Annotated in this window: 14 protein-coding genes and 2 tRNA genes; 14 read left to right on the top strand and 2 right to left on the bottom strand. The window is 61.0% G+C overall.

The features are described from left to right. The first annotated feature begins 11 nt into the window (after window positions 1-11). The 6 genes from hflX (at window position 12) to DNK10_RS04585 (ending at window position 8,495) form a co-directional block, all read left to right on the top strand. Window positions 12-1,313: a ribosome rescue GTPase HflX gene (gene hflX, locus DNK10_RS04610; RefSeq protein ID WP_131190713.1), complete on the top strand. Its 1,302-nt coding sequence runs from the start codon at window positions 12-14 to the stop codon at window positions 1,311-1,313. 97 nt (window positions 1,314-1,410) lie between these two features. Then, window positions 1,411-2,598: an FtsH protease activity modulator HflK gene (hflK, locus tag DNK10_RS04605; RefSeq protein ID WP_131190712.1), complete on the top strand. Its 1,188-nt coding sequence runs from the start codon at window positions 1,411-1,413 to the stop codon at window positions 2,596-2,598. Next, window positions 2,598-3,467 carry a protease modulator HflC gene (gene hflC, locus DNK10_RS04600; protein ID WP_131178094.1) on the top strand — a complete coding sequence of 290 codons (870 nt, stop codon included), beginning with the start codon at window positions 2,598-2,600 and terminating at the stop codon, window positions 3,465-3,467. Before hflK ends, hflC begins: the two co-directional genes overlap by 1 nt. 347 nt (window positions 3,468-3,814) lie before the next feature. Then, a complete protein-coding gene (locus DNK10_RS04595) occupies window positions 3,815-4,999 on the top strand; it encodes an ATP phosphoribosyltransferase regulatory subunit (protein ID WP_131178093.1) in 1,185 nt (394 codons plus the stop codon). Window positions 5,000-5,078: 79 nt separating this feature from the next. Beyond that, on the top strand, window positions 5,079-6,371 hold the full coding sequence (locus DNK10_RS04590; protein ID WP_131178092.1) for an adenylosuccinate synthase: 1,293 nt from the start codon (window positions 5,079-5,081) through the stop codon (window positions 6,369-6,371). A gap of 189 nt (window positions 6,372-6,560) precedes the next feature. Beyond that, on the top strand, window positions 6,561-8,495 hold the full coding sequence (locus DNK10_RS04585) for a methyl-accepting chemotaxis protein (protein ID WP_131178091.1): 1,935 nt from the start codon (window positions 6,561-6,563) through the stop codon (window positions 8,493-8,495). Between the two features lie 152 nt (window positions 8,496-8,647). Here the strand turns inward: DNK10_RS04585 and DNK10_RS04580 are convergent. Further along, window positions 8,648-8,734 (bottom strand) — tRNA-Leu (locus tag DNK10_RS04580). Between the two features lie 75 nt (window positions 8,735-8,809). Beyond that, window positions 8,810-8,896: transfer RNA gene (locus DNK10_RS04575), tRNA-Leu, on the bottom strand. Between the two features lie 201 nt (window positions 8,897-9,097). On the opposite strand from DNK10_RS04575, the gene rnr reads away from it, so the two are divergent. The 8 genes from rnr (at window position 9,098) to DNK10_RS04535 (ending at window position 18,971) form a co-directional block, all read left to right on the top strand. Continuing rightward, window positions 9,098-11,590, top strand: a complete 2,493-nt coding sequence (gene rnr / locus DNK10_RS04570) for a ribonuclease R (RefSeq protein WP_131190711.1) — start codon at window positions 9,098-9,100, stop codon at window positions 11,588-11,590. Continuing rightward, window positions 11,587-12,354, top strand: a complete 768-nt coding sequence (gene rlmB, locus DNK10_RS04565) for a 23S rRNA (guanosine(2251)-2'-O)-methyltransferase RlmB (protein WP_131190710.1) — start codon at window positions 11,587-11,589, stop codon at window positions 12,352-12,354. The genes rnr and rlmB overlap by 4 nt, the downstream gene beginning before the upstream one ends. A gap of 323 nt (window positions 12,355-12,677) precedes the next feature. After that, window positions 12,678-13,100: a 30S ribosomal protein S6 gene (gene rpsF, locus DNK10_RS04560; RefSeq protein WP_070880841.1), complete on the top strand. Its 423-nt coding sequence runs from the start codon at window positions 12,678-12,680 to the stop codon at window positions 13,098-13,100. A 28-nt stretch (window positions 13,101-13,128) separates the two neighbouring features. Beyond that, complete coding sequence (gene rpsR, locus DNK10_RS04555) at window positions 13,129-13,359, top strand: 30S ribosomal protein S18 (protein ID WP_003246847.1); 231 nt, start codon at window positions 13,129-13,131, stop codon at window positions 13,357-13,359. A gap of 36 nt (window positions 13,360-13,395) precedes the next feature. Further along, window positions 13,396-14,289 carry a YybS family protein gene (locus DNK10_RS04550; protein WP_131178088.1) on the top strand — a complete coding sequence of 298 codons (894 nt, stop codon included), beginning with the start codon at window positions 13,396-13,398 and terminating at the stop codon, window positions 14,287-14,289. A 21-nt stretch (window positions 14,290-14,310) separates the two neighbouring features. After that, complete coding sequence (gene rplI, locus DNK10_RS04545; RefSeq protein WP_131178087.1) at window positions 14,311-14,757, top strand: 50S ribosomal protein L9; 447 nt, start codon at window positions 14,311-14,313, stop codon at window positions 14,755-14,757. A gap of 115 nt (window positions 14,758-14,872) precedes the next feature. Next, window positions 14,873-16,267: a replicative DNA helicase gene (gene dnaB, locus DNK10_RS04540; protein WP_084308384.1), complete on the top strand. Its 1,395-nt coding sequence runs from the start codon at window positions 14,873-14,875 to the stop codon at window positions 16,265-16,267. Window positions 16,268-16,637: 370 nt separating this feature from the next. Further along, window positions 16,638-18,971, top strand: coding sequence for a YgiQ family radical SAM protein (locus DNK10_RS04535; protein ID WP_131190709.1), 2,334 nt, complete (start codon window positions 16,638-16,640; stop codon window positions 18,969-18,971). The last annotated feature ends 16 nt before the right edge of the window (window positions 18,972-18,987 follow it).

Here is an 18,987-nt window from a genome sequence, read left to right as displayed (position 1 = left end):
AGGGGGCTGCATTGTTCTTCGAGCGCCATGAAGGGGGTGAACGGGCCATCCTGGTTCATCTGGATAGCCAAAACACCGAGGCGAGCGAGGATCCCCAGGAGTTTCAAGAGCTGGCTCTTTCCGCTGGTGCCGATGCAGTGGCTTTTTTCAGTGTGCCGAACAGTCGGCCCACTGCGAAATTCCTTATCGGTAGCGGCAAGGTGGAAGAGCTGCGTGATCAGGTCAAGGCCCACGAAGCCGACCTGGTCATTTTCAATCATGTCCTTACGCCCAGTCAGGAACGTAACCTCGAGCGTGTGTTCGAGTGCCGTGTCCTGGATCGTACGGGGCTGATTCTCGATATCTTCGCCCAGCGCGCACGTACTCACGAAGGCAAGCTGCAGGTCGAGCTGGCTCAGCTCGACCACATGAGCACGCGTCTGGTGCGTGGCTGGACTCACCTTGAGCGGCAGAAAGGCGGTATCGGTCTGCGCGGCCCGGGTGAAACCCAGCTGGAAACCGACCGGCGCCTGCTGCGCGTGCGCATTCGCCAGATCAAACAGAGACTGGAGAAGGTACGCAGCCAGCGCGAACAGGCACGCCGTGGGCGCAGACGTGCGGACATTCCCTCCGTATCTCTGGTCGGCTATACCAACGCTGGCAAGTCCACGCTGTTCAATGCGCTGACCGAGTCGGACGTGTACGCTGCCGACCAACTGTTCGCCACCCTGGATCCAACCCTGCGTCGTTTGCAGCTCGACGATCTTGGGCCGGTGGTGCTGGCTGATACCGTAGGTTTCATTCGTCATCTGCCGCACAAGCTGGTTGAAGCCTTCCGCGCCACGCTCGAAGAGTCGAGCAATTCCGATCTGCTGCTGCACGTGATCGATGCTCACGAGCCCGAGCGTACGGCGCAGATCGAACAGGTGCTGGCGGTTCTGGGGGAAATCGGCGCGCAGGATCTGCCGGTGCTCGAGGTTTACAATAAGCTTGATCTGCTGGAAGGTGTCGAGCCGCAGATTCAGCGTAATGCCGACGGTCGGCCGGAGCGGGTTTGGTTGTCTGCCCGTGATGGGCGTGGTTTGCCGTTGCTCAGGCAGGCCGTAGCCGAGCTGCTGGGCGATGATCTGTTCGTTGCTACTTTGCAGTTGCCGCAGCAACTGGCCCGGTTGCGGGCACAGTTCTTCGAGTTGGGTGCGGTGCAGCAAGAGTCTTACGCCGATGACGGCAGCAGTCTTTTGCAGGTGCGCATTCCACGAGTCGAATTGAACCGATTGGTCAGCCGAGAAGGTCTGCAACCGCTAGAATTCATCGAGCAACACACTTTGCAATAAAGCCTGCAGCGGTGATTTTGCCGCTGGAAGCGGGCATTCTGTAGCATTGGTGGGCGCGCCGTTGGCGCGTCTTTGCTTTATCAGTATGGAGAGCGCTATGGCTTGGAATGAGCCGGGTGGCAATTCGAACAATCAGGATCCCTGGGGTGGCGGCGGCCGTCGTGGTAACGGCGGCGGTGGCGGCGGTGACCGCAAGGGACCACCGGATCTCGACGAAGCCTTCCGCAAGCTGCAGGACAGCCTCAATGGTTTGTTCGGTGGCGGCAAGAAACGCGGCAGTGACAACAATGGTTCCAGAGGCAAGGGGGGCGGTTTCGGCCTGCTGTTCGTTGCGCTGGCCGTAGTGGGCGCCTTTTGGCTGTACAACGCTATCTATGTGGTCGATGAGCAGGAACAGGCCGTCGTGCTGCGTTTCGGTAAATACCACGAGACGGTCGGTCCGGGTCTGAACATCTATTTCCCGCCGATCGATCGCAAGTTCCAGGAAAGCGTCACCCGTGAGCGTGCTTACAGCAAGCAAGGGCAGATGTTGACCGAGGACGAAAACATCATCGAAGTACCGCTGACGGTGCAGTACAAGATCAGCAACCTGCAGGACTTCGTACTCAACGTCGACATGCCGGAAACCAGCCTGCAGCACGCGACCGACAGTGCCGTGCGCCACGTGGTGGGTTCCACCGAGATGGATCAGGTGCTGACCGAAGGCCGTGAGCAGATGGCTGGTGATGTGCGCGAGCGTCTGCAGCGTTTCCTCGACACTTATCGCACCGGTATCACCGTGACTCAGGTGAACCTGCAGAGCGCTGCGGCGCCGCGTGAAGTGCAGGAAGCCTTCGATGACGTGATTCGTGCCCGTGAAGACGAGCAGCGCGAGAAGAACCAGGCGGAAACCTATGCCAATGGCGTGGTGCCGGAAGCCCGTGGTCAGGCTCAGCGCCTGATCGAGGATGCCAGTGGTTACCGCGATGAAGTGATCTCCCGCGCCCAGGGTGAGGCGGATCGTTTCACTGCGCTGGTGGCCGAGTACCGCAAGGCGCCCGAGGTGACGCGTGAGCGTCTGTATCTGGATACCATGCAGCAGATGATGAGCAACACCAGCAAGGTGCTGGTGACTGGCGACAAGGGGCAGAACAACCTGCTTTACCTGCCGTTGGACAAGATGATCGATAGTCGTGGTGGCAGCAGCTCGTCCAGTAGCGTTTCTGGCGCTGGCGCGGCTGATCTCGGCGCGCGCGTAGGTAACAATCTGGGGCAGACCGACCTGCGCACAAGGGAGAGCCGTTGATGAGCAATAAATCACTGGTGACCCTGATCGTAGGGGTGGTGCTGGCGCTGATCGCCTGGAGCAGCTTCTATATCGTGGCGCAAACCGAGCGTGCAGTGCTGCTGCAGTTCGGTCGGATTGTCGAGCCGGACGTGCAGCCTGGTCTGCACATGAAGATTCCGTACGTCAACCAGGTGCGCAAGTTCGATGCCCGTCTGCTGACGCTCGATACCGTCAACTCGCGCTTTCTGACGCTTGAGAAGAAAGCGCTGATGGTCGATGCCTACGCCAAATGGCGTGTGCTGGATGCCGAGCGTTACTACACCGCGACGTCGGGTATGAAGCAGATCGCCGATGAGCGCCTGTCGCGTCGTCTCGAGGCATCGCTGCGTGACCAGTTCGGTAAACGCACCTTGCACGAGTCGGTATCCGGCGAGCGTGATGCGCTGATGGCTGACGTGACGGCATCGCTCAACCGTGCGGCGCAGCGTGAGCTGGGCATCGAAGTGGTGGACGTTCGCGTCAAGGCCATCGACCTGCCCAAGGAAGTCAACCGCAGCGTATTCGATCGTATGAGTTCGGAGCGTGAGCGCGAGGCTCGTGAGCATCGCGCCAAGGGTAAGGAACTGGCAGAAGGTATTCGCGCAGACGCTGATCGTCAGCAGCGTGTACTGCTCGCTGAAGCCTATCGGCAGGCCGAGGAGCTGCGTGGTGAGGGTGATGCCCAAGCCGCTGCTATCTACTCCAGGGCCTACGGTCAGGATCAGGAGTTCTACTCCTTCTATCGCAGTCTGAACGCCTATCGCGAGAGCTTCTCCGACAAGCGTGACGTGCTGGTGCTGGATCCGAGCAGCGACTTCTTCCGTTACCTGGAAAAATCGCGGCCCTGACAAGACGGCCGCGGGCCACAGGCAACAGGCGACAAACAGGGCGGGTGACCGCTTGTAGCCTGAAGCTTGTGGCCTGTGGCCTCAGCCGTGGTATGATGCAGCAGCCGGGAAAATCCCGGCTTTTTTGCGCCTGTGGGAATCATGCGGCACGAACTGAGCGTTACGTTCTGTCTTTCAAGGTTCATGACCTTGCCTCTTTCCGCGCCCCTGGCGTGGGGGCTTCGTGCAATCAATTCACTGATCGTCTCGATGCCCGTTCCTGGAGCTGACTGGCCTGTTGCCGGGTTCGGCTTTCCATCCGCTTCACTGAAGGCTTGTGCCGCCCGAATCAAGAGGGAAATGGCGAAATGGCAACGGTAGACCGCTGGCTGCTGCCAGATGGGATCGAAGAAGTATTGCCTCCGGAGGCGGCGCGCATCGAAGTCGCGCGTCGTCAGGTGCTGGATCTGTTCCAGCGCTGGGGCTATGAATTCGTGGTAACCCCCCATATCGAGTACCTGGAGTCGCTGCTGACCGGTGCTGGCCAGGATCTGGATCTGCGCACCTTCAAGGTGACCGATCCACTGTCCGGCCGGCAGATGGGCTTTCGCGCCGACATCACCCCGCAAGTGGCACGCATCGATGCGCATACGCTGCGTCGTGAAGGCCCGAGCAGGCTGTGTTATGCCGGCAGCGTGCTGCATGCGCAGCCGCGTGCGCTGACCACTTCGCGCAGTCCGATCCAGCTTGGCGCCGAGTTGTATGGCGACGCCAGCCCGGCCAGCGATGTCGAGGTGATCAGCCTGCTGGTCGATACGCTGGAGCTGGCCGAGGTGCCGGATGTGCACATGGATCTTGGCCATGTCGGTATCTACCGTGGCCTGGCGCGTGCCGCCGAGCTATCTGGCGAGGTCGAGCAGCAGCTGTTCGATGCGCTGCAGCGCAAGGCCATGGACGAGATCGATGCGCTGACCGAGGCCCTGCCCGACGCACTGCGCCGCATGCTGCGTTCGCTTGGCGAGTTGTGTGGCGGTCGTGAAGTGCTGGATCTGGCTCAGGCCTGTCTGGTCGAGGCGCCGGATGACGTGCATGAAGCGCTGGATGACCTGCTGGCCATCGCCGATGCGCTGAGCGTGCGTTATCCGGAGCTGCCGCTGTACTTCGATCTCGGTGAGCTGCGTGGTTATCACTACCACACCGGCGTGGTGTTCGCCGCGTTCGTACCGGCCGTCGGGCAGGCGATTGCCCAGGGCGGCCGCTATGACGACATCGGCGCCGATTTTGGGCGGGCGCGTCCGGCCACCGGTTTTTCCACTGATCTGAAAACCTTGGTGAGTCTCGGCCGTATGCCGCTCGGCGAAGAGCCAGCAGGCATCTGGGCGCCGGACAGCCATGACGTTTACCTGTGGCAGGCGGTTCGCCGTCTGCGTGCCGAAGGTGAGCGAGTGGTGCAGGCATTGCCGGGGCAGGCGCTGGCCGAGGCTGCAGACGCTCGCTGTGATCGCCAGTTGTTATTGCGTGACGGTCGCTGGCAAGTGCTGGCGCTGGACTGATCGACCGCTGTGGTCGTCTATTCTGAATTACTTTCGCCGGCCGTGACCGGCTCAAGCTTGCGCGAAGAGGACAAGTGTTATGGGTAAGAATGTCGTCGTCCTGGGCACCCAGTGGGGTGATGAGGGCAAAGGCAAGATCGTCGATCTGCTGACCGAGCATGCTGCCGCCGTAGTGCGTTACCAGGGCGGCCACAATGCTGGTCACACCCTGGTGATCGACGGTGAGAAGACCGTGCTGCACCTGATCCCGTCGGGCGTGCTGCGTGAAGGCGTGCAATGCCTGATCGGCAACGGCGTGGTGGTTGCGCCCGATGCGCTGCTGCGCGAGATCAACAAGCTGGAAGAAAAAGGCGTGCCGGTGCGCGAGCGTCTGCGTATCAGCCCGTCCTGCCCGCTGATCCTGTCCTATCACGTCGCTCTGGATCAGGCGCGCGAGAAAGCCCGTGGCGAACTGAAGATCGGTACTACCGGTCGTGGCATCGGCCCGGCCTACGAAGACAAGGTCGCACGTCGTGGCCTGCGCATCGGTGATCTGTTCCACCGCGAGCGTTTCGCCGCCAAGCTGGGCGAGCTGCTGGACTACCACAACTTCCAGCTGGTGAATTACTACAAAGAGCCGGCCATCGACTTCCAGACCACTCTCGACGAGTGCATGGAATACGCCGAACTGCTCAAGCCGATGATGCTCGACGTCACCGCCGAGCTGCACAACCTGCGTCGCGCCGGCAAGGACATCATGTTCGAAGGTGCCCAGGGTTCGCTGCTGGACATCGACCACGGTACCTACCCGTACGTCACCAGTTCGAACACCACTGCGGGCGGCATTGCTACCGGTTCTGGCGTTGGCCCGATGTACCTGGATTACATTCTGGGTATCACCAAGGCCTACACCACCCGCGTCGGTTCGGGTCCGTTCCCGACCGAGTTGTTCGATGATATCGGTGTCTTTCTGGCCAAGCGTGGTCACGAGTTCGGTGCCACCACTGGCCGCGCCCGTCGTTGCGGCTGGTTCGATGCCGTGATCCTGCGTCGCGCCATCGACGTCAACAGCATCTCGGGCCTGTGCCTGACCAAGCTGGACGTGCTCGACGGTCTGGAAACCATCCGCATCTGCGTGGGTTACAAGAACGAGAACGGCGCGGTCATCGATGCGCCGACCGATGCCGACAGCTACATCGGCCTCGAGCCGGTCTACGAAGAGATGCCGGGCTGGAGCGAGTCGACCCTGGGTGCCAAGACTCTGGAAGAGTTGCCAGCCAACGCTCGTGCCTATATCAAGCGTGTGGAAGAGCTGGTCGGTGCGCCGATCGATATCATCTCCACTGGGCCGGATCGCAACGAGACCATCGTACTGCGTCATCCTTTTGCCTGAGCAATGGCGGCTCCCCATGGAGCCGTGAGTGGGTAACGAAAACGGGTCGCCTTTGTGCGGCCCGTTTTCATTTGACGGGCACTCTTGCTCGGGCGCAATCTGGCAATGTGCCGTCATTCGGCACGCGCCTTGCTTTGTCTTGATCCTACCTTGAAGTTGCCGCTCCCCTGGCGGTCGGAGGATTTGCCCGTGGTTGCTGTTCTGTCGCTATTTCGTAGTCGTCTGTTGCTGCCAGTGTTCATTGCGCTGGGTATTGCGCTGTTCGTTCAGGTGCTGCTGGTGCTGGCGCTGACCCGCAGTACGGTAGACGGCCTGGTGACCGATCTGGAGCGGCAGTTGGGCAACGATGCCGGGCGCCTTTCCAGCGAGCTGGAGCAAGCCAATCAGGAAGTTTCCGCCAGCCTGGGTGGTCTTTCGGTGCGCACCCGTGAAAGCCTCTCCGCGGGCCTGTCGAGCCGATTGGGTGAAGAGCGCGTGCAGATGCGCGCCAGTCTGGAGAAGAGCCTGAAGGATTCCGCCAATGATCTGGCGCAGTTGCTCGCGGCTGTCGCGCCACGGGCCATGTGGGATTCCGATACTCCGGCGCTGTCCGAATTCGCCCGACGTGCGCAGCGTAATCCCAATGTGTTGTTCGTCGTCTACGACGATGCCGAAGGTAACCATCTGACCCGCTACCTCAACCGACAGAACGAGCAGATCAAGACCATGCTCGAGAAGGGTGCGGGTGAGCGCGCGCTGGACAAGGTCATCGACGCTGCCAAAAGCGATCCCACCGTGTACTTCGTCGAGGCCGGTATCAGCCCCAACGGCGTGGAAATCGGCAAGGTGCTGATGGGCGTGTCCACCTCAGCCATCGATGCAGAACTGGCGGCCATCGATTCGCGCTTCGAGGCGCTGCTGGCCAGTGGCGGGCAACTGGTCGCCGATAGTCTGGCGGGTGCGTCCACCGAAAGTGCCGCGGCGTTGTCGGCACGCCTGGCGGCGGCGCAACAGGCGGCGCAAGGTATGTCGGCCAATACCGGGGCGGCGGTCGATGCGGCGGCCTCGAACCTGCGCTGGCGTATTGGCCTGGGGTTGGCGGTGGTCGGTTTCGGTGTGCTGCTGGCGTTGGCTATCGTGCTCGGTCGCAGCGTGGTGGTGCGCCTGCGCACCTTGATCGCGGCCCTCGACGATCTGGCGGCGGGTGAGGGTGACCTGACCCGGCGTATCGAGATCGACAGTCGCGACGAAATCGGTGAAATGGCCTCGGCGGTCAATCGTTTCGTCGCCAAATTGCAACCCATCGTGCGTGAGGCTGGCGAAGTGGCGGTGCGTACCGGCCAGGAAATCAGTGCGTTGACGACACGTAGTGCTGCGGCGGAATCGGCGGCCAAGAGGCAGCGTGATGAAGTGGCCGCCAGCCTGCAGGCGCTGGCGGCGATGGCGGACGAGGCGCAAGCCGAGAGTCGCGCCATGCAGGAGGCCTTGCAGCGGGTCGAGGCGATCCGCCAGGCGACCCAGGAAAATGCCACCATCGCCAATCGTGTGGGCAGCTCCATTGAAGAGCTGGTGCAGCGTGTCGATGCCGGTTCAGCCGTGATCGAGCGATTGGCCAAGCAGAGTGAGCAGATCGAGGTGGTGCTGACCGTTATCCGCTCGATTGCCGAGCAGACCAATCTGCTGGCGCTGAATGCCGCCATCGAGGCGGCGCGGGCAGGGGAGAGCGGCCGCGGTTTCGCCGTGGTCGCTGACGAGGTGCGGGCGTTGGCCAGCAAGACCCAGCAGTCGACCGGCGATATCCAGTCGCACATCGTTGCCCTGCAGCAGGGGGCTCGTGAGGCGGTCGGCGCGATTGGTCAGGCTGGTCAGCAGGCTGATCAGGGCCTGGCGGCGCTGCGTGAGAGTGCGCGCCTCCAGCAGGCGGTGCAGCGTTCGGTGGAGGATGTACACGGTGCGATCAATGCAGCGACTCAGGCGGCGGCTCATCAGGCCGAAGGCGCCGATGCGGTGCGCGGGCGGGTCGAGGTGATTCATTCCGAAGCTCAGCGCGCGGCCGAGGCGGTGGCGGCAACGGCGAACAGTGGTCGTGTGCTCGACGGTCTGGCGGGGCAACTGAAGGCCAGCCTGGGGCAGTTCAAGGTCTGAAAGGGCAGCGGCAAGCTACAAGCCATAAGCTTCAAGTGAAAGCAGAGGCTTGACTGACGGGCTGCGGGGCGCTGCATGCTAGCTTGCAGCTTGCAGCTTGCAGCTTTATTGCAGGCAATAAAAAACCGAGCCATTGGCTCGGTTTTTTGAATTGGTGCCCAGGAGAAGACTCGAACTTCCACGACCGTAAGGTCACCAGCACCTGAAGCTGGCGTGTCTACCAATTTCACCACCTGGGCGTGCAATCTTCGTCGTTTCCGACACGGAGCATTGCGTCCGTTATCCGAAGCACGATCAGATCATGCTTCTAAATTTGGTGCCCAGGAGAAGACTCGAACTTCCACGATCTTGCGATCACTGATACCTGAAACCAGCGCGTCTACCAATTCCGCCACCTGGGCACTGAAACGGATGATTGCTCATCTGTTCCGTGTTACAACGTCTGCTCGACGCTGTGGGCGCGAACTATACGGTCGTGCTTTTACCTTGTAAACCCCCGTCAGCGAAAAATTATTCGCGTCGAAAGCTGACCCGAAGGGCGCTTTCGCGCTTCAATAGACACATGGCAAAACCGACTCTATAGATAAGGTGAACAGGTTCTAATGGCCGATTGGCAATCCCTCGATCCCGAGGCCGCTCGTGAAGCGGAAAAGTATGACAACCCCATTCCTAGCCGCGAGCTGATTCTTCAGCACTTGGCCGAGCGCGGCTCGCCCGCCAACCGTGAGGAGCTGCTCGACGAGTTCGGACTGACTACCGAAGATCAGGCCGAGGCGCTGCGCCGCCGACTGCGCGCCATGGAGCGCGATGGCCAGTTGATCTACACCCGTCGTGGCACGTACGCGCCGGTGGATAAGCTCGATCTGATCCTCGGTCGCGTCAGCGGTCACCGCGATGGCTTCGGCTTCCTGGTGCCGGATGACGGCAGTGACGATCTGTTTCTCAGCCCGGCGCAGATGCGTCTGGTGTTCGATGGCGACCGGGCGCTGGCCCGGGTTTCCGGTCTCGACCGTCGTGGTCGCCGTGAGGGCGCTATCGTAGAAGTGATCTCCCGTGGTCACGAGACCATCATCGGTCGTTATTACGAAGAGAGCGGTATCGGCTTCGTGATTCCCGACAACCCGAAGATCCAGCAGGAAGTGCTGGTCACGGCGGGACGCAACGGTGGCGCCAAGCAGGGGCAGTTCGTCGAAGTGGCTATCACTCACTGGCCGACGCCGCGCTTCCAGCCCCAGGGCGACGTGACCGAAGTGGTTGGCAACTACATGGCGCCGGGCATGGAAATCGACGTGGCGCTGCGCAGCTACGATATTCCTCACGTCTGGCCCGAGGCCGTGGTCAAGGAAGCGCGCAAGCTCAAGCCGGAAGTCGAAGAGAAGGACAAGGAGCATCGCGTCGACATGCGCCATATCCCCTTCGTCACCATCGACGGTGAAGATGCGCGGGATTTCGACGACGCGGTGTACTGCGAGAAAAACGGCAGCAACTGGCGGCTGTTCTCCGGCGGCTGGAAGCTTTATGTCGCCATCGCTGACGTTTCTCATTACGTGAAAGTCGGTTCGGCGCTGGATGCCGAGGCGCAGGTGCGTGGCAACTCGGTATACTTCCCGGAGCGGGTCATCCCCATGCTGCCGGAAGAGCTGTCCAACGGCCTGTGCTCGCTGAATCCGAAAGTCGACCGTCTGGCCATGGTCTGTGAGATCACCATCTCCAAGACCGGCAAAATGACCGACTATCAGTTCTATGAGGCGGTGATCCACTCCCATGCACGGCTGACCTACAACAAGGTCAGCGCCATGCTCAAGCAGCCGAAGAGCAGCGAAGGCAAGGCCCTGCGTAGCGAATACAAGGAAGTGCTGCCGCACCTCAATCAACTGTACTCGCTGTATCAGGTACTGCTCGCTGCACGTCATGAGCGTGGCGCGATCGATTTCGAGACCCAGGAAACCCGCATCATCTTCGGTTCCGGCCGCAAGATCGCGGAGATCCGCCCGACTCAGCGCAACGATGCCCACAAGCTGATCGAGGAATGCATGCTGGCGGCCAACGTGGCCACCGCGGCGTTCATGCAGAAGCACGGCATTCCTGCGCTGTATCGCGTGCACGACGGCCCGCCGCCGGAGCGCCTGGAAAAACTCAAGGCCTTCCTCACCGAGCTGGGCTTGTCCCTGCACCGCGGCAAATCCAAGGACGGCCCGTCGCCCAAGGATTACCAGGCCCTGCTGGAAAGCATTCGTGAGCGCCCGGACTATCACCTGATCCAGACCGTGATGCTGCGTTCGCTCAGCCAGGCCGTCTACAGCGCCGACAATCAGGGTCACTTCGGTCTGAATTACGAGGCGTACGCGCATTTCACTTCGCCGATCCGCCGTTACCCGGATCTGCTGATCCACCGTGCCATTCGCAGTGTGATCCGCTCCAAGCAGGATACGCCTCACGTTCAGCGTGCCGGTGCCGTCAGCATGCCCAAGGCGCGTATCTATCCGTACGACGAGCCGACCCTCGAGCAGCTCGGCGAACAGTGCTCGATGTCCGAACGGCGTGCCGATGAAGCCACCCGTGACGTGGTGAACTGGCTCAAGTGCGAGTTCATGAAGGATCGCGTCGGCGAAACCTTCCCGGGCGTGATCACCGCAGTGACCGGCTTCGGTCTGTTCGTCGAACTCAAGGACATCTATGTCGAAGGTCTGGTGCACGTCACTGCGCTGCCGGGCGATTATTACCACTTCGACCCTGTGCATCACCGCCTCGCCGGTGAGCGCAGCGGCCGCAGCTTCCGCCTCGGCGACAGCGTCTCGGTGAAGGTGATGCGCGTCGATCTGGACGAGCGCAAGATCGATTTCGAGATGGCTCAGGGCGTTGAGGAAGCACCGGCGACACGCAAGCGTCGCGACTCCGGCAGCGACAGTCGTAGCGGCAAGGGTTCGCGCGGCGGTGCAGCCAGCAACACCGATGTGCAGAAAAGCCGTGATGTCAAGAAGGCGCTGCTCGCCGAGTCCAAGTCGTCTGGCAAGGGCGCCAGCAAGACAGCGGACAAGGGCGGCAAGCCGAGCCGGCATCGCAAGGGGCCATCGAAGAGCAAGGCCAAGTCATGAGTCAACTGGAAAAGATCTACGGCTTGCATGCCGTGGAAGCGCTGCTGCGTCATCACCCCAAGCGGGTGAAGCAGATCTGGCTGGCCGACGGCCGCAGTGATCCTCGCGTTCAGCCGCTGCTCGAACTGGCTGGGCAGGCGCGTGTTGCCGTCGGCCAATGCGAGCGTCGCGAGATGGATGCCTGGGTCGAGGGCGTGCACCAGGGCGTGGTTGCCGAAGTCAGCCCCAGTCAGGTGTGGGGCGAAGCGATGCTCGAAGAGCTGCTCGACCGTTGCGAAGGCCCGCCTCTGTTGCTGGTGCTCGATGGCGTGACCGATCCGCATAACCTTGGCGCCTGCCTGCGCACCGCCGATGCGGCGGGCGCGCTGGCGGTGATCGTGCCGAAAGACAAATCCGCGACGCTGACGCCGGTGGTGCGCAAGGTGGCTTGTGGTGCTGCCGAAGTCATCCCGCTGGTGGCGGTGACCAACCTCGCGCGCAGCCTGGAAAAGCTTCAGCAGCGCGGTCTGTGGGTCGTCGGTACGGCGGGTGAGGCCGAGCAGGAGCTGTTCCAGCAGGACATGACCGGCCCGACCGTGCTGATCATGGGCGCCGAGGGCAAAGGCATGCGTCGCCTGACCCGCGAGCACTGTGATTACCTGGTGAAGCTGCCCATGGCCGGCAGCGTCAGCAGCCTCAACGTGTCGGTGGCCACCGGTATCTGCCTGTTCGAAGCGCTGCGCCAGCGGAGCAGCCGCAAGCGGCAAGCTACAAGCCTCAAGTAAGAGCAAAAGCTTGACGCTTGCACCCAGGTAGCTCGGGTCGAGCGAGGCGGCACCCGGGAAGGTGCGGGTATCGCTGCGTTCAACCCAGGCTACGAGGCTGCGGTGCTTGACCGCGATGGTGAGGCGTCAGCCACTGGAGCTTGGAGCTTCTTGCTCAAATTTTCACCAGTTCACCTTGCGTGCGGTGGGGGGCTTCTCTAGAATGTCGCCCCTTGCCGTTATGGCAGGCGCCTGTGCGCCTCCTCGTTTCAGCAAGTCAATAGTGTCATTCACTCCTTGCCTGACCGCATTTCGCGGCAGGCTACAACCCGTAAGGAGCATTCATGCGTCATTACGAAATCATCTTTCTGGTTCACCCGGATCAGAGCGAGCAAGTCGGCGGCATGGTCGAGCGTTACACCAAGCTGATCGAAGAAGACGGTGGCAAAATCCACCGTCTGGAAGATTGGGGCCGTCGTCAACTGGCCTACGCCATCAACAACGTTCACAAGGCTCACTACGTGATGCTGAACGTTGAGTGCAGCGGCAAGGCCCTGGCCGAGCTGGAAGACAACTTCCGCTACAACGATGCCGTGATCCGTAACCTTGTCGTCCGTCGTGAAGAAGCCGTTACCGGCCAATCCGAGATGCTCAAGGCCGAAGAAAACCGCAGTGAGCGCCGTGAGCGTCGTGAGCGTCCTGAAAATGCCGAGTCCAATGACGGCGATGACAGTGACAACAACGACAGCGACAACGCTGACGAGTAATCCACGGATCTTTTGAGGAGCCAATCCCATGGCACGTTTCTTCCGTCGTCGTAAATTCTGCCGTTTCACCGCTGAAGACGTGAAAGAGATCGATTTCAAAGATCTCAACACTCTGAAAGCCTACATCTCGGAAACCGGCAAAATCGTTCCTAGCCGTATCACCGGTACCAAGGCTCGTTATCAGCGTCAGCTGGCTACCGCTATCAAGCGTGCCCGCTTCCTGGCCCTGCTGCCCTACACCGACAGCCACGGCCGATAAGATCGGACGATCGACAAGTAGTAAGGGATAAATCGCATGCGCGCCTTGGCAGAATTCATTATGCGCGGCCGTATGCAGGCCACCCTCGTGGTGGTCGGTTCTGCGGCATTGCCGCTGCTGTTCTGGTTGAGTGCTGCCGCGGGATGCCTGGTGCTTCTGCGGCGTGGTCTGAGTGATGCCATTGGCATCCTCGCCTGGGCTTTGCTGCCGGCCATTGGCTGGTGGTACTTCGGCGAGCCGCGCACCTTGTTGGTGCTGTTGGGCGCGTTGGGGCTGGCGTGTGTGTTGCGCGCCAATCAGTCCTGGAGACGGGTGCTGTTGTTCAGCATCGCACTGGGCCTGGTGTATGGACTGGTATTGGGGGCGACGTTCCGCGAGCCCATCGAAGCCATGGCGCAGGAGCTGAGTAAGCTGCTGCCGCAGATGTTCGATGGCGTTCACCAACAGATGTCGGTGGATGATCAGGCGCGTCTCCAGAGTCTTATTGCACCGGTTCTGACCGGATTGCTGGCAGCTTTGCTGCAGGTGGTCAGCTTGCTGAGCCTGATGCTTGGGCGGTTCTGGCAGGCGGCGTTGTACAACCCAGGAGGTTTCGGTTCCGAATTCCGCGAACTGAGATTTCCGCCGATGCTGGCGATGTTACTGCTGGTCGGTATGCTGCTCGGGCCCAGTCTGGGTGTCGAGATGGCAATGCTGACGCCGTTGTGCAGTGTTCCGCTGGCGTTCGCGGCCATCGCCCTGTTGCATGGGTTGGTGGCCAAGGGCCGACTGTCGAAGTTCTGGCTGGTCGGGCTGTACATCACGCTGCTGCTGTTCATGCAACTGATCTTTCCCTTGCTGGTGGTATTAGCCATCGTCGACAGTCTGTTTGATTTTCGTGGTCGTCTGGCGGACAAACCCGGTTCGGGCCCCGCCAACGGTGAAGGTTAAAAGTTAAGAGGTAACACCCAAATGGAAGTCATCCTGCTGGAAAAAATCGCCAACCTGGGCAACCTGGGCGATAAAGTGAACGTTAAAGCCGGTTACGGCCGTAACTTCCTGCTGCCGCAAGGCAAAGCTACCGCTGCCACCGAAGCCAACGTCGCTGCTTTCGAAGCTCGTCGCGCTGACCTGGAAAAAGCCGCTGCCGACAAGAAAGCTTCGGCCGAGTCGCGTGCTGCTCAGCTGGCCGAGCTGGAAGTCACCATCACCGCTACCGCGGGCGATGAAGGCAAGCTGTTCGGTTCCATCGGTACTCACGACATCGCTGATGCCCTGACCGCCTCCGGCGTTGAAGTGGCCAAAGCTGAAGTTCGTCTGCCGAACGGTACCATTCGCCAGGTTGGCGAATACGACGTAGCCGTGCACCTGCACAGCGATGTCGAAGCTACCGTAAAGGTAATCGTAGTAGCCGCTTAATCGCGCTGCTCAGCGGGTTTGCACTCCGGTGCGTTCCCGCTAACATCGGGCACGGCATTGCGAAAGCGATGCCGTGCCTTTTGTTTTTCAACGCAAGCATTCTTTCCAGGCTCCCATGAACGACATCAGCATCACTGAACAGTACGACCTGCAAACCTCTGCCCTGAAAGTGCCGCCGCACTCGATCGAGGCCGAGCAGGCGGTGCTCGGTGGTCTGATGCTCGATAACAATGCGTGGGAGCGGGTACTCGACCAGGTTTCCGATGGCGATTTTTACCGCCACGATCACCGCCTGGTGTTTCGCGCCATTCACAAGCTTGCTGAGCGCAATCAACCGTTCGACGTGGTGACCCTGTCCGAGCAACTGGACAAGGAAGGGCAACTGCCTCAGGTTGGTGGCCTGGCCTACCTGGGCGAACTGGCGAAGAACACGCCGTCGGTGGCCAACATCAAGGCCTACGCGCAGATCATTCGCGAGCGCGCCACGCTGCGCAAACTGATCGGTATCAGCAACGAGATCGCTGACAGCGCCTATGCGCCGGAAGGCCGTACGGGCGAGGAAATTCTCGACGAAGCCGAACGACTGATCTTTCAGATCGCCGAGGCGCGACCGAAGACCGGTGGTCCGGTGGGCATCAACGATATTCTGGTCAAGGCCATCGACCGTATCGACGAGCTGTTCAATAACGGCGATGCGATTACCGGCTTGTCCACCGGATTCTCCGATCTGGATGATCTGACCAGTGGCCTGCAGCCAGCCGACCTGATTATCGTCGCCGGTCGTCCGTCGATGGGTAAGACCACGTTCGCCATGAACCTGGTGGAAAACGCGCTGATGCGCAGCGACAAGTCGATCCTGGTGTATTCCCTGGAGATGCCCTCCGAATCCATCGTGATTCGTATGCTGGCGTCCCTTGGTCGTATCGATCAGACCAAGGTGCGTGCCGGTCGCCTGGATGACGACGATTGGCCGCGGCTGACCTCGGCGGTCAACTTGCTCAACGACCGCAAGCTGTTCATCGACGATACCGCTGGTATCTCGCCTTCGGAGATGCGCGCACGTTCCCGGCGCCTGGCGCGTGAACATGGCGAGATCGGCCTGATCATGGTCGACTACCTGCAACTTATGCAGATTCCCGGCTCCAGTGGCGACAGCCGGGTGAACGAGATTTCCGAGATATCACGCTCGCTCAAGGCGCTGGCCAAAGAGTTCAACTGCCCGGTGATCGCGCTGTCCCAGCTCAACCGGGGGCTCGAGCAACGCCCGAACAAGCGCCCGATCAACTCCGACTTGCGCGAGTCCGGTGCGATCGAGCAGGACGCCGACATCATCATGTTCGTGTACCGGGACGAGGTCTATCACCCCGAGACCGAATACAAGGGCGTGGCCGAGATCATTATCGGCAAGCAGCGTAACGGCCCACTGGGTACGGCACGTCTGGCGTTCCTCGGCAAATACTCGCGCTTCGAGAACCTGGCGCCGGGCAGCTACCAGTTTGAGGACGAATAACCCTCACCGTGGTTTTTAGGGTTTCAGCACGCTCGCGCCGGGGTTCGTTCTGCCGCTAGACAAGGCACAAGCTGCGAACTCCAGCTTGTACGGTTGGAACTCTGACCGGTGTTTGCCTGGAACGAATGTTGCCGTTTGAGATGCGAGTTGAGCTCCAGTTCAGTGCTACTGGCTCAAGAGTGATGACTTCGGCCCAGGCGCCAATGCTCAGGTCTGGGCGCATCAATAGCGAGGTCAGAAAATGGCTGGGCCAGCATGCCGTCAGATAGACCGCCAAGCGACGTTTTACCCCAGCGGTACAGTCGGGTTTGGTTAAAATTTGTGCTATATTCCGCGCCCCGTGAAATTCCTGATTAAATCGGTTATCGCCATGCAAGCCGCCAAGCCGCTGTTCGACTATCCAAAATACTGGGCCGAGTGCTTCGGCCCGGCGCCTTTCCTGCCGATGAGCAGGGAGGAGATGGATCAGCTTGGCTGGGATTCCTGCGACATCATCATCGTTACCGGTGATGCCTACGTCGACCACCCGTCGTTCGGGATGGCGATCATTGGCCGGTTGCTGGAGTCCCAGGGCTTTCGCGTCGGGATCATTGCCCAGCCCAACTGGCAGTCCAAAGACGACTTCATGAAGCTGGGCGAGCCGAACCTGTTCTTCGGCGTCGCAGCCGGCAACATGGACTCGATGATCAACCGCTACACCGCGGACAAGAAAATCCGCTCCGACGACGCCTACACGCCTGGCGGTCTGGCGGGCAAGCGCCCGGATCGCGCCAGCCTGGTCTACAGCCAGCGCTGCAAGGAGGCCTACAAGCACGTACCGATCGTGCTCGGTGGCATCGAAGCCTCGCTGCGCCGCATCGCCCACTACGACTACTGGCAGGATCGGGTGCGTAACTCGATCCTGATCGATGCCAGCGCCGACATCTTGCTCTACGGCAACGCCGAGCGTGCCATCGTCGAGGTCGCCCAGCGCCTGTCCTATGGCGAGAATATCGAAACCATCACCGATATCCGCGGTACCGCCTTCATTCGCCGCGACACGCCGAAAGACTGGTACGAAGTCGACTCCACGCGCATCGACCGTCCGGGCAAGATCGACAAGATCATCAATCCGTACGTCAACACCCAGGACACCCAGGCCTGTGCCATCGAGCAGGACAAGGGTGCGGCCGGCTCCGGTACGGTCGAGGATCCGAACGAAGCGAAAGTCGTGCAGATCCTCGCCAGCCCGAAAATGACCCGCGACAAGACGGTGATTCGCCTGCCGTCCATGGAGAAGGTGCGCAACGACCCGGTGCTCTACGCCCACGCCAACCGTGTGCTGCACCTGGAGACCAACCCGGGCAACGCACGTGCCCTGGTGCAGAAGCACGGCGAAATCGACGTGTGGTTCAACCCGCCACCCATTCCGATGACCACCGAAGAAATGGACTATGTGTTCGGCATGCCGTACATGCGTGTCCCGCATCCGGCGTACGGCAAGGAGAAGATCCCGGCCTACGAGATGATCCGTTTCTCGGTGAACATCATGCGCGGCTGCTTCGGCGGCTGTACCTTCTGCTCGATCACCGAGCATGAAGGCCGCATCATCCAGAACCGTTCGGAAGAATCGATCATTCGTGAGATCGAGGAAATTCGCGACAAGGTGCCGGGCTTTACCGGTGTCATTTCCGACCTCGGCGGCCCGACCGCGAACATGTACCGCATTGCCTGCAAGAGCCCGGAAATCGAATCCGCGTGTCGCAAGCCGTCTTGCGTGTTCCCCGGCATCTGCCCGAACCTGAATACCGATCACTCCTCCTTGATCCAGTTGTATCGCAGCGCCCGCGCCTTGCCGGGGGTGAAGAAGATCCTCATCGCTTCCGGCTTGCGCTACGACCTTGCTGTCGAGTCGCCGGAGTACGTCAAGGAGCTGGTCACCCACCACGTTGGTGGCTACCTGAAGATCGCCCCGGAGCATACCGAGGAAGGCCCGCTCAACCAGATGATGAAACCGGGCATTGGCAGCTATGACAAGTTCAAGCGCATGTTCGAGAAGTATTCCAAGGAAGCGGGCAAGGAGCAGTACCTGATCCCTTACTTCATCGCCGCCCACCCCGGTACCACCGATGAAGACATGATGAACCTGGCCCTGTGGCTCAAGGGCAACGGCTTCCGCGCCGACCAGGTACAGGCGTTCTACCCGTCGCCGATGGCGACCGCCACGGCCATGTACCACTCGGGCAAGAACCCACTGCGCAAGGTCACCTACAAGAGTGACGGGGTGACCATCGTCAAGAGCGAGGAACAGCGTCGTCTGCACAAGGCGTTCCTGCGTTACCACGATCCGAAGGGCTGGCCGATGCTGCGTGAGGCGCTGCAGCGCATGGGGCGTGCCGACCTGATCGGTGACGGCAAGCAGCATTTGATCCCGACTTATCAGCCGAAGGCCGATGAGTACCAGAGTGCCCGCCGCAAGAACTCCACGCCTGCCGGCAGCAAGAAGGTTGCGGGTAATTCCGGCAGCAAGCCTGCTGGTGGGCGCATCCTCACCCAGCACACCGGTCTGCCGCCGCGTGGCAGCGACGGCAGCAAGCCCTGGGACAAGCGTGAGCAGGCCAAGGCGGCTGCCGAAGCGCGCAACCAGCAGGCCGCCCGCGAGCGCGCGGGGGCCGGCAAGGGCAAAGGCAAGAAGCCGGCGAAGAAGCCCGCCGTTCCGCGTTGATCGCGCTGCCTGGCGC

The sequence above is a fragment of the Phytopseudomonas daroniae genome (genome assembly GCF_004327275.1).
GTDB classification, from domain to species: domain Bacteria; phylum Pseudomonadota; class Gammaproteobacteria; order Pseudomonadales; family Pseudomonadaceae; genus Aquipseudomonas; species Aquipseudomonas daroniae.
The sequence above is the reverse complement of the archived record's forward strand: the minus strand, read 5'-3'. Positions and strand labels throughout refer to the sequence as shown.

Bases quoted from the DNA above. Each gene is read 5' to 3' on its own strand.
- hflK (WP_131190712.1), top strand. From the start codon at position 1,411: ATGGCTTGGAATGAGCCGGGTGGCAATTCGAACAATCAGGATCCCTGG.
- hflC (WP_131178094.1), top strand. From the start codon at position 2,598: ATGAGCAATAAATCACTGGTGACCCTGATCGTAGGGGTGGTGCTGGCG.
- DNK10_RS04595 (WP_131178093.1), top strand. From the start codon at position 3,815: ATGGCAACGGTAGACCGCTGGCTGCTGCCAGATGGGATCGAAGAAGTA.
- DNK10_RS04590 (WP_131178092.1), top strand. From the start codon at position 5,079: ATGGGTAAGAATGTCGTCGTCCTGGGCACCCAGTGGGGTGATGAGGGC.
- rnr (WP_131190711.1), top strand. From the start codon at position 9,098: ATGGCCGATTGGCAATCCCTCGATCCCGAGGCCGCTCGTGAAGCGGAA.
- rlmB (WP_131190710.1), top strand. From the start codon at position 11,587: ATGAGTCAACTGGAAAAGATCTACGGCTTGCATGCCGTGGAAGCGCTG.
- rpsF (WP_070880841.1), top strand. From the start codon at position 12,678: ATGCGTCATTACGAAATCATCTTTCTGGTTCACCCGGATCAGAGCGAG.
- rpsR (WP_003246847.1), top strand. From the start codon at position 13,129: ATGGCACGTTTCTTCCGTCGTCGTAAATTCTGCCGTTTCACCGCTGAA.
- DNK10_RS04550 (WP_131178088.1), top strand. From the start codon at position 13,396: ATGCGCGCCTTGGCAGAATTCATTATGCGCGGCCGTATGCAGGCCACC.
- rplI (WP_131178087.1), top strand. From the start codon at position 14,311: ATGGAAGTCATCCTGCTGGAAAAAATCGCCAACCTGGGCAACCTGGGC.
- dnaB (WP_084308384.1), top strand. From the start codon at position 14,873: ATGAACGACATCAGCATCACTGAACAGTACGACCTGCAAACCTCTGCC.
- DNK10_RS04535 (WP_131190709.1), top strand. From the start codon at position 16,638: ATGCAAGCCGCCAAGCCGCTGTTCGACTATCCAAAATACTGGGCCGAG.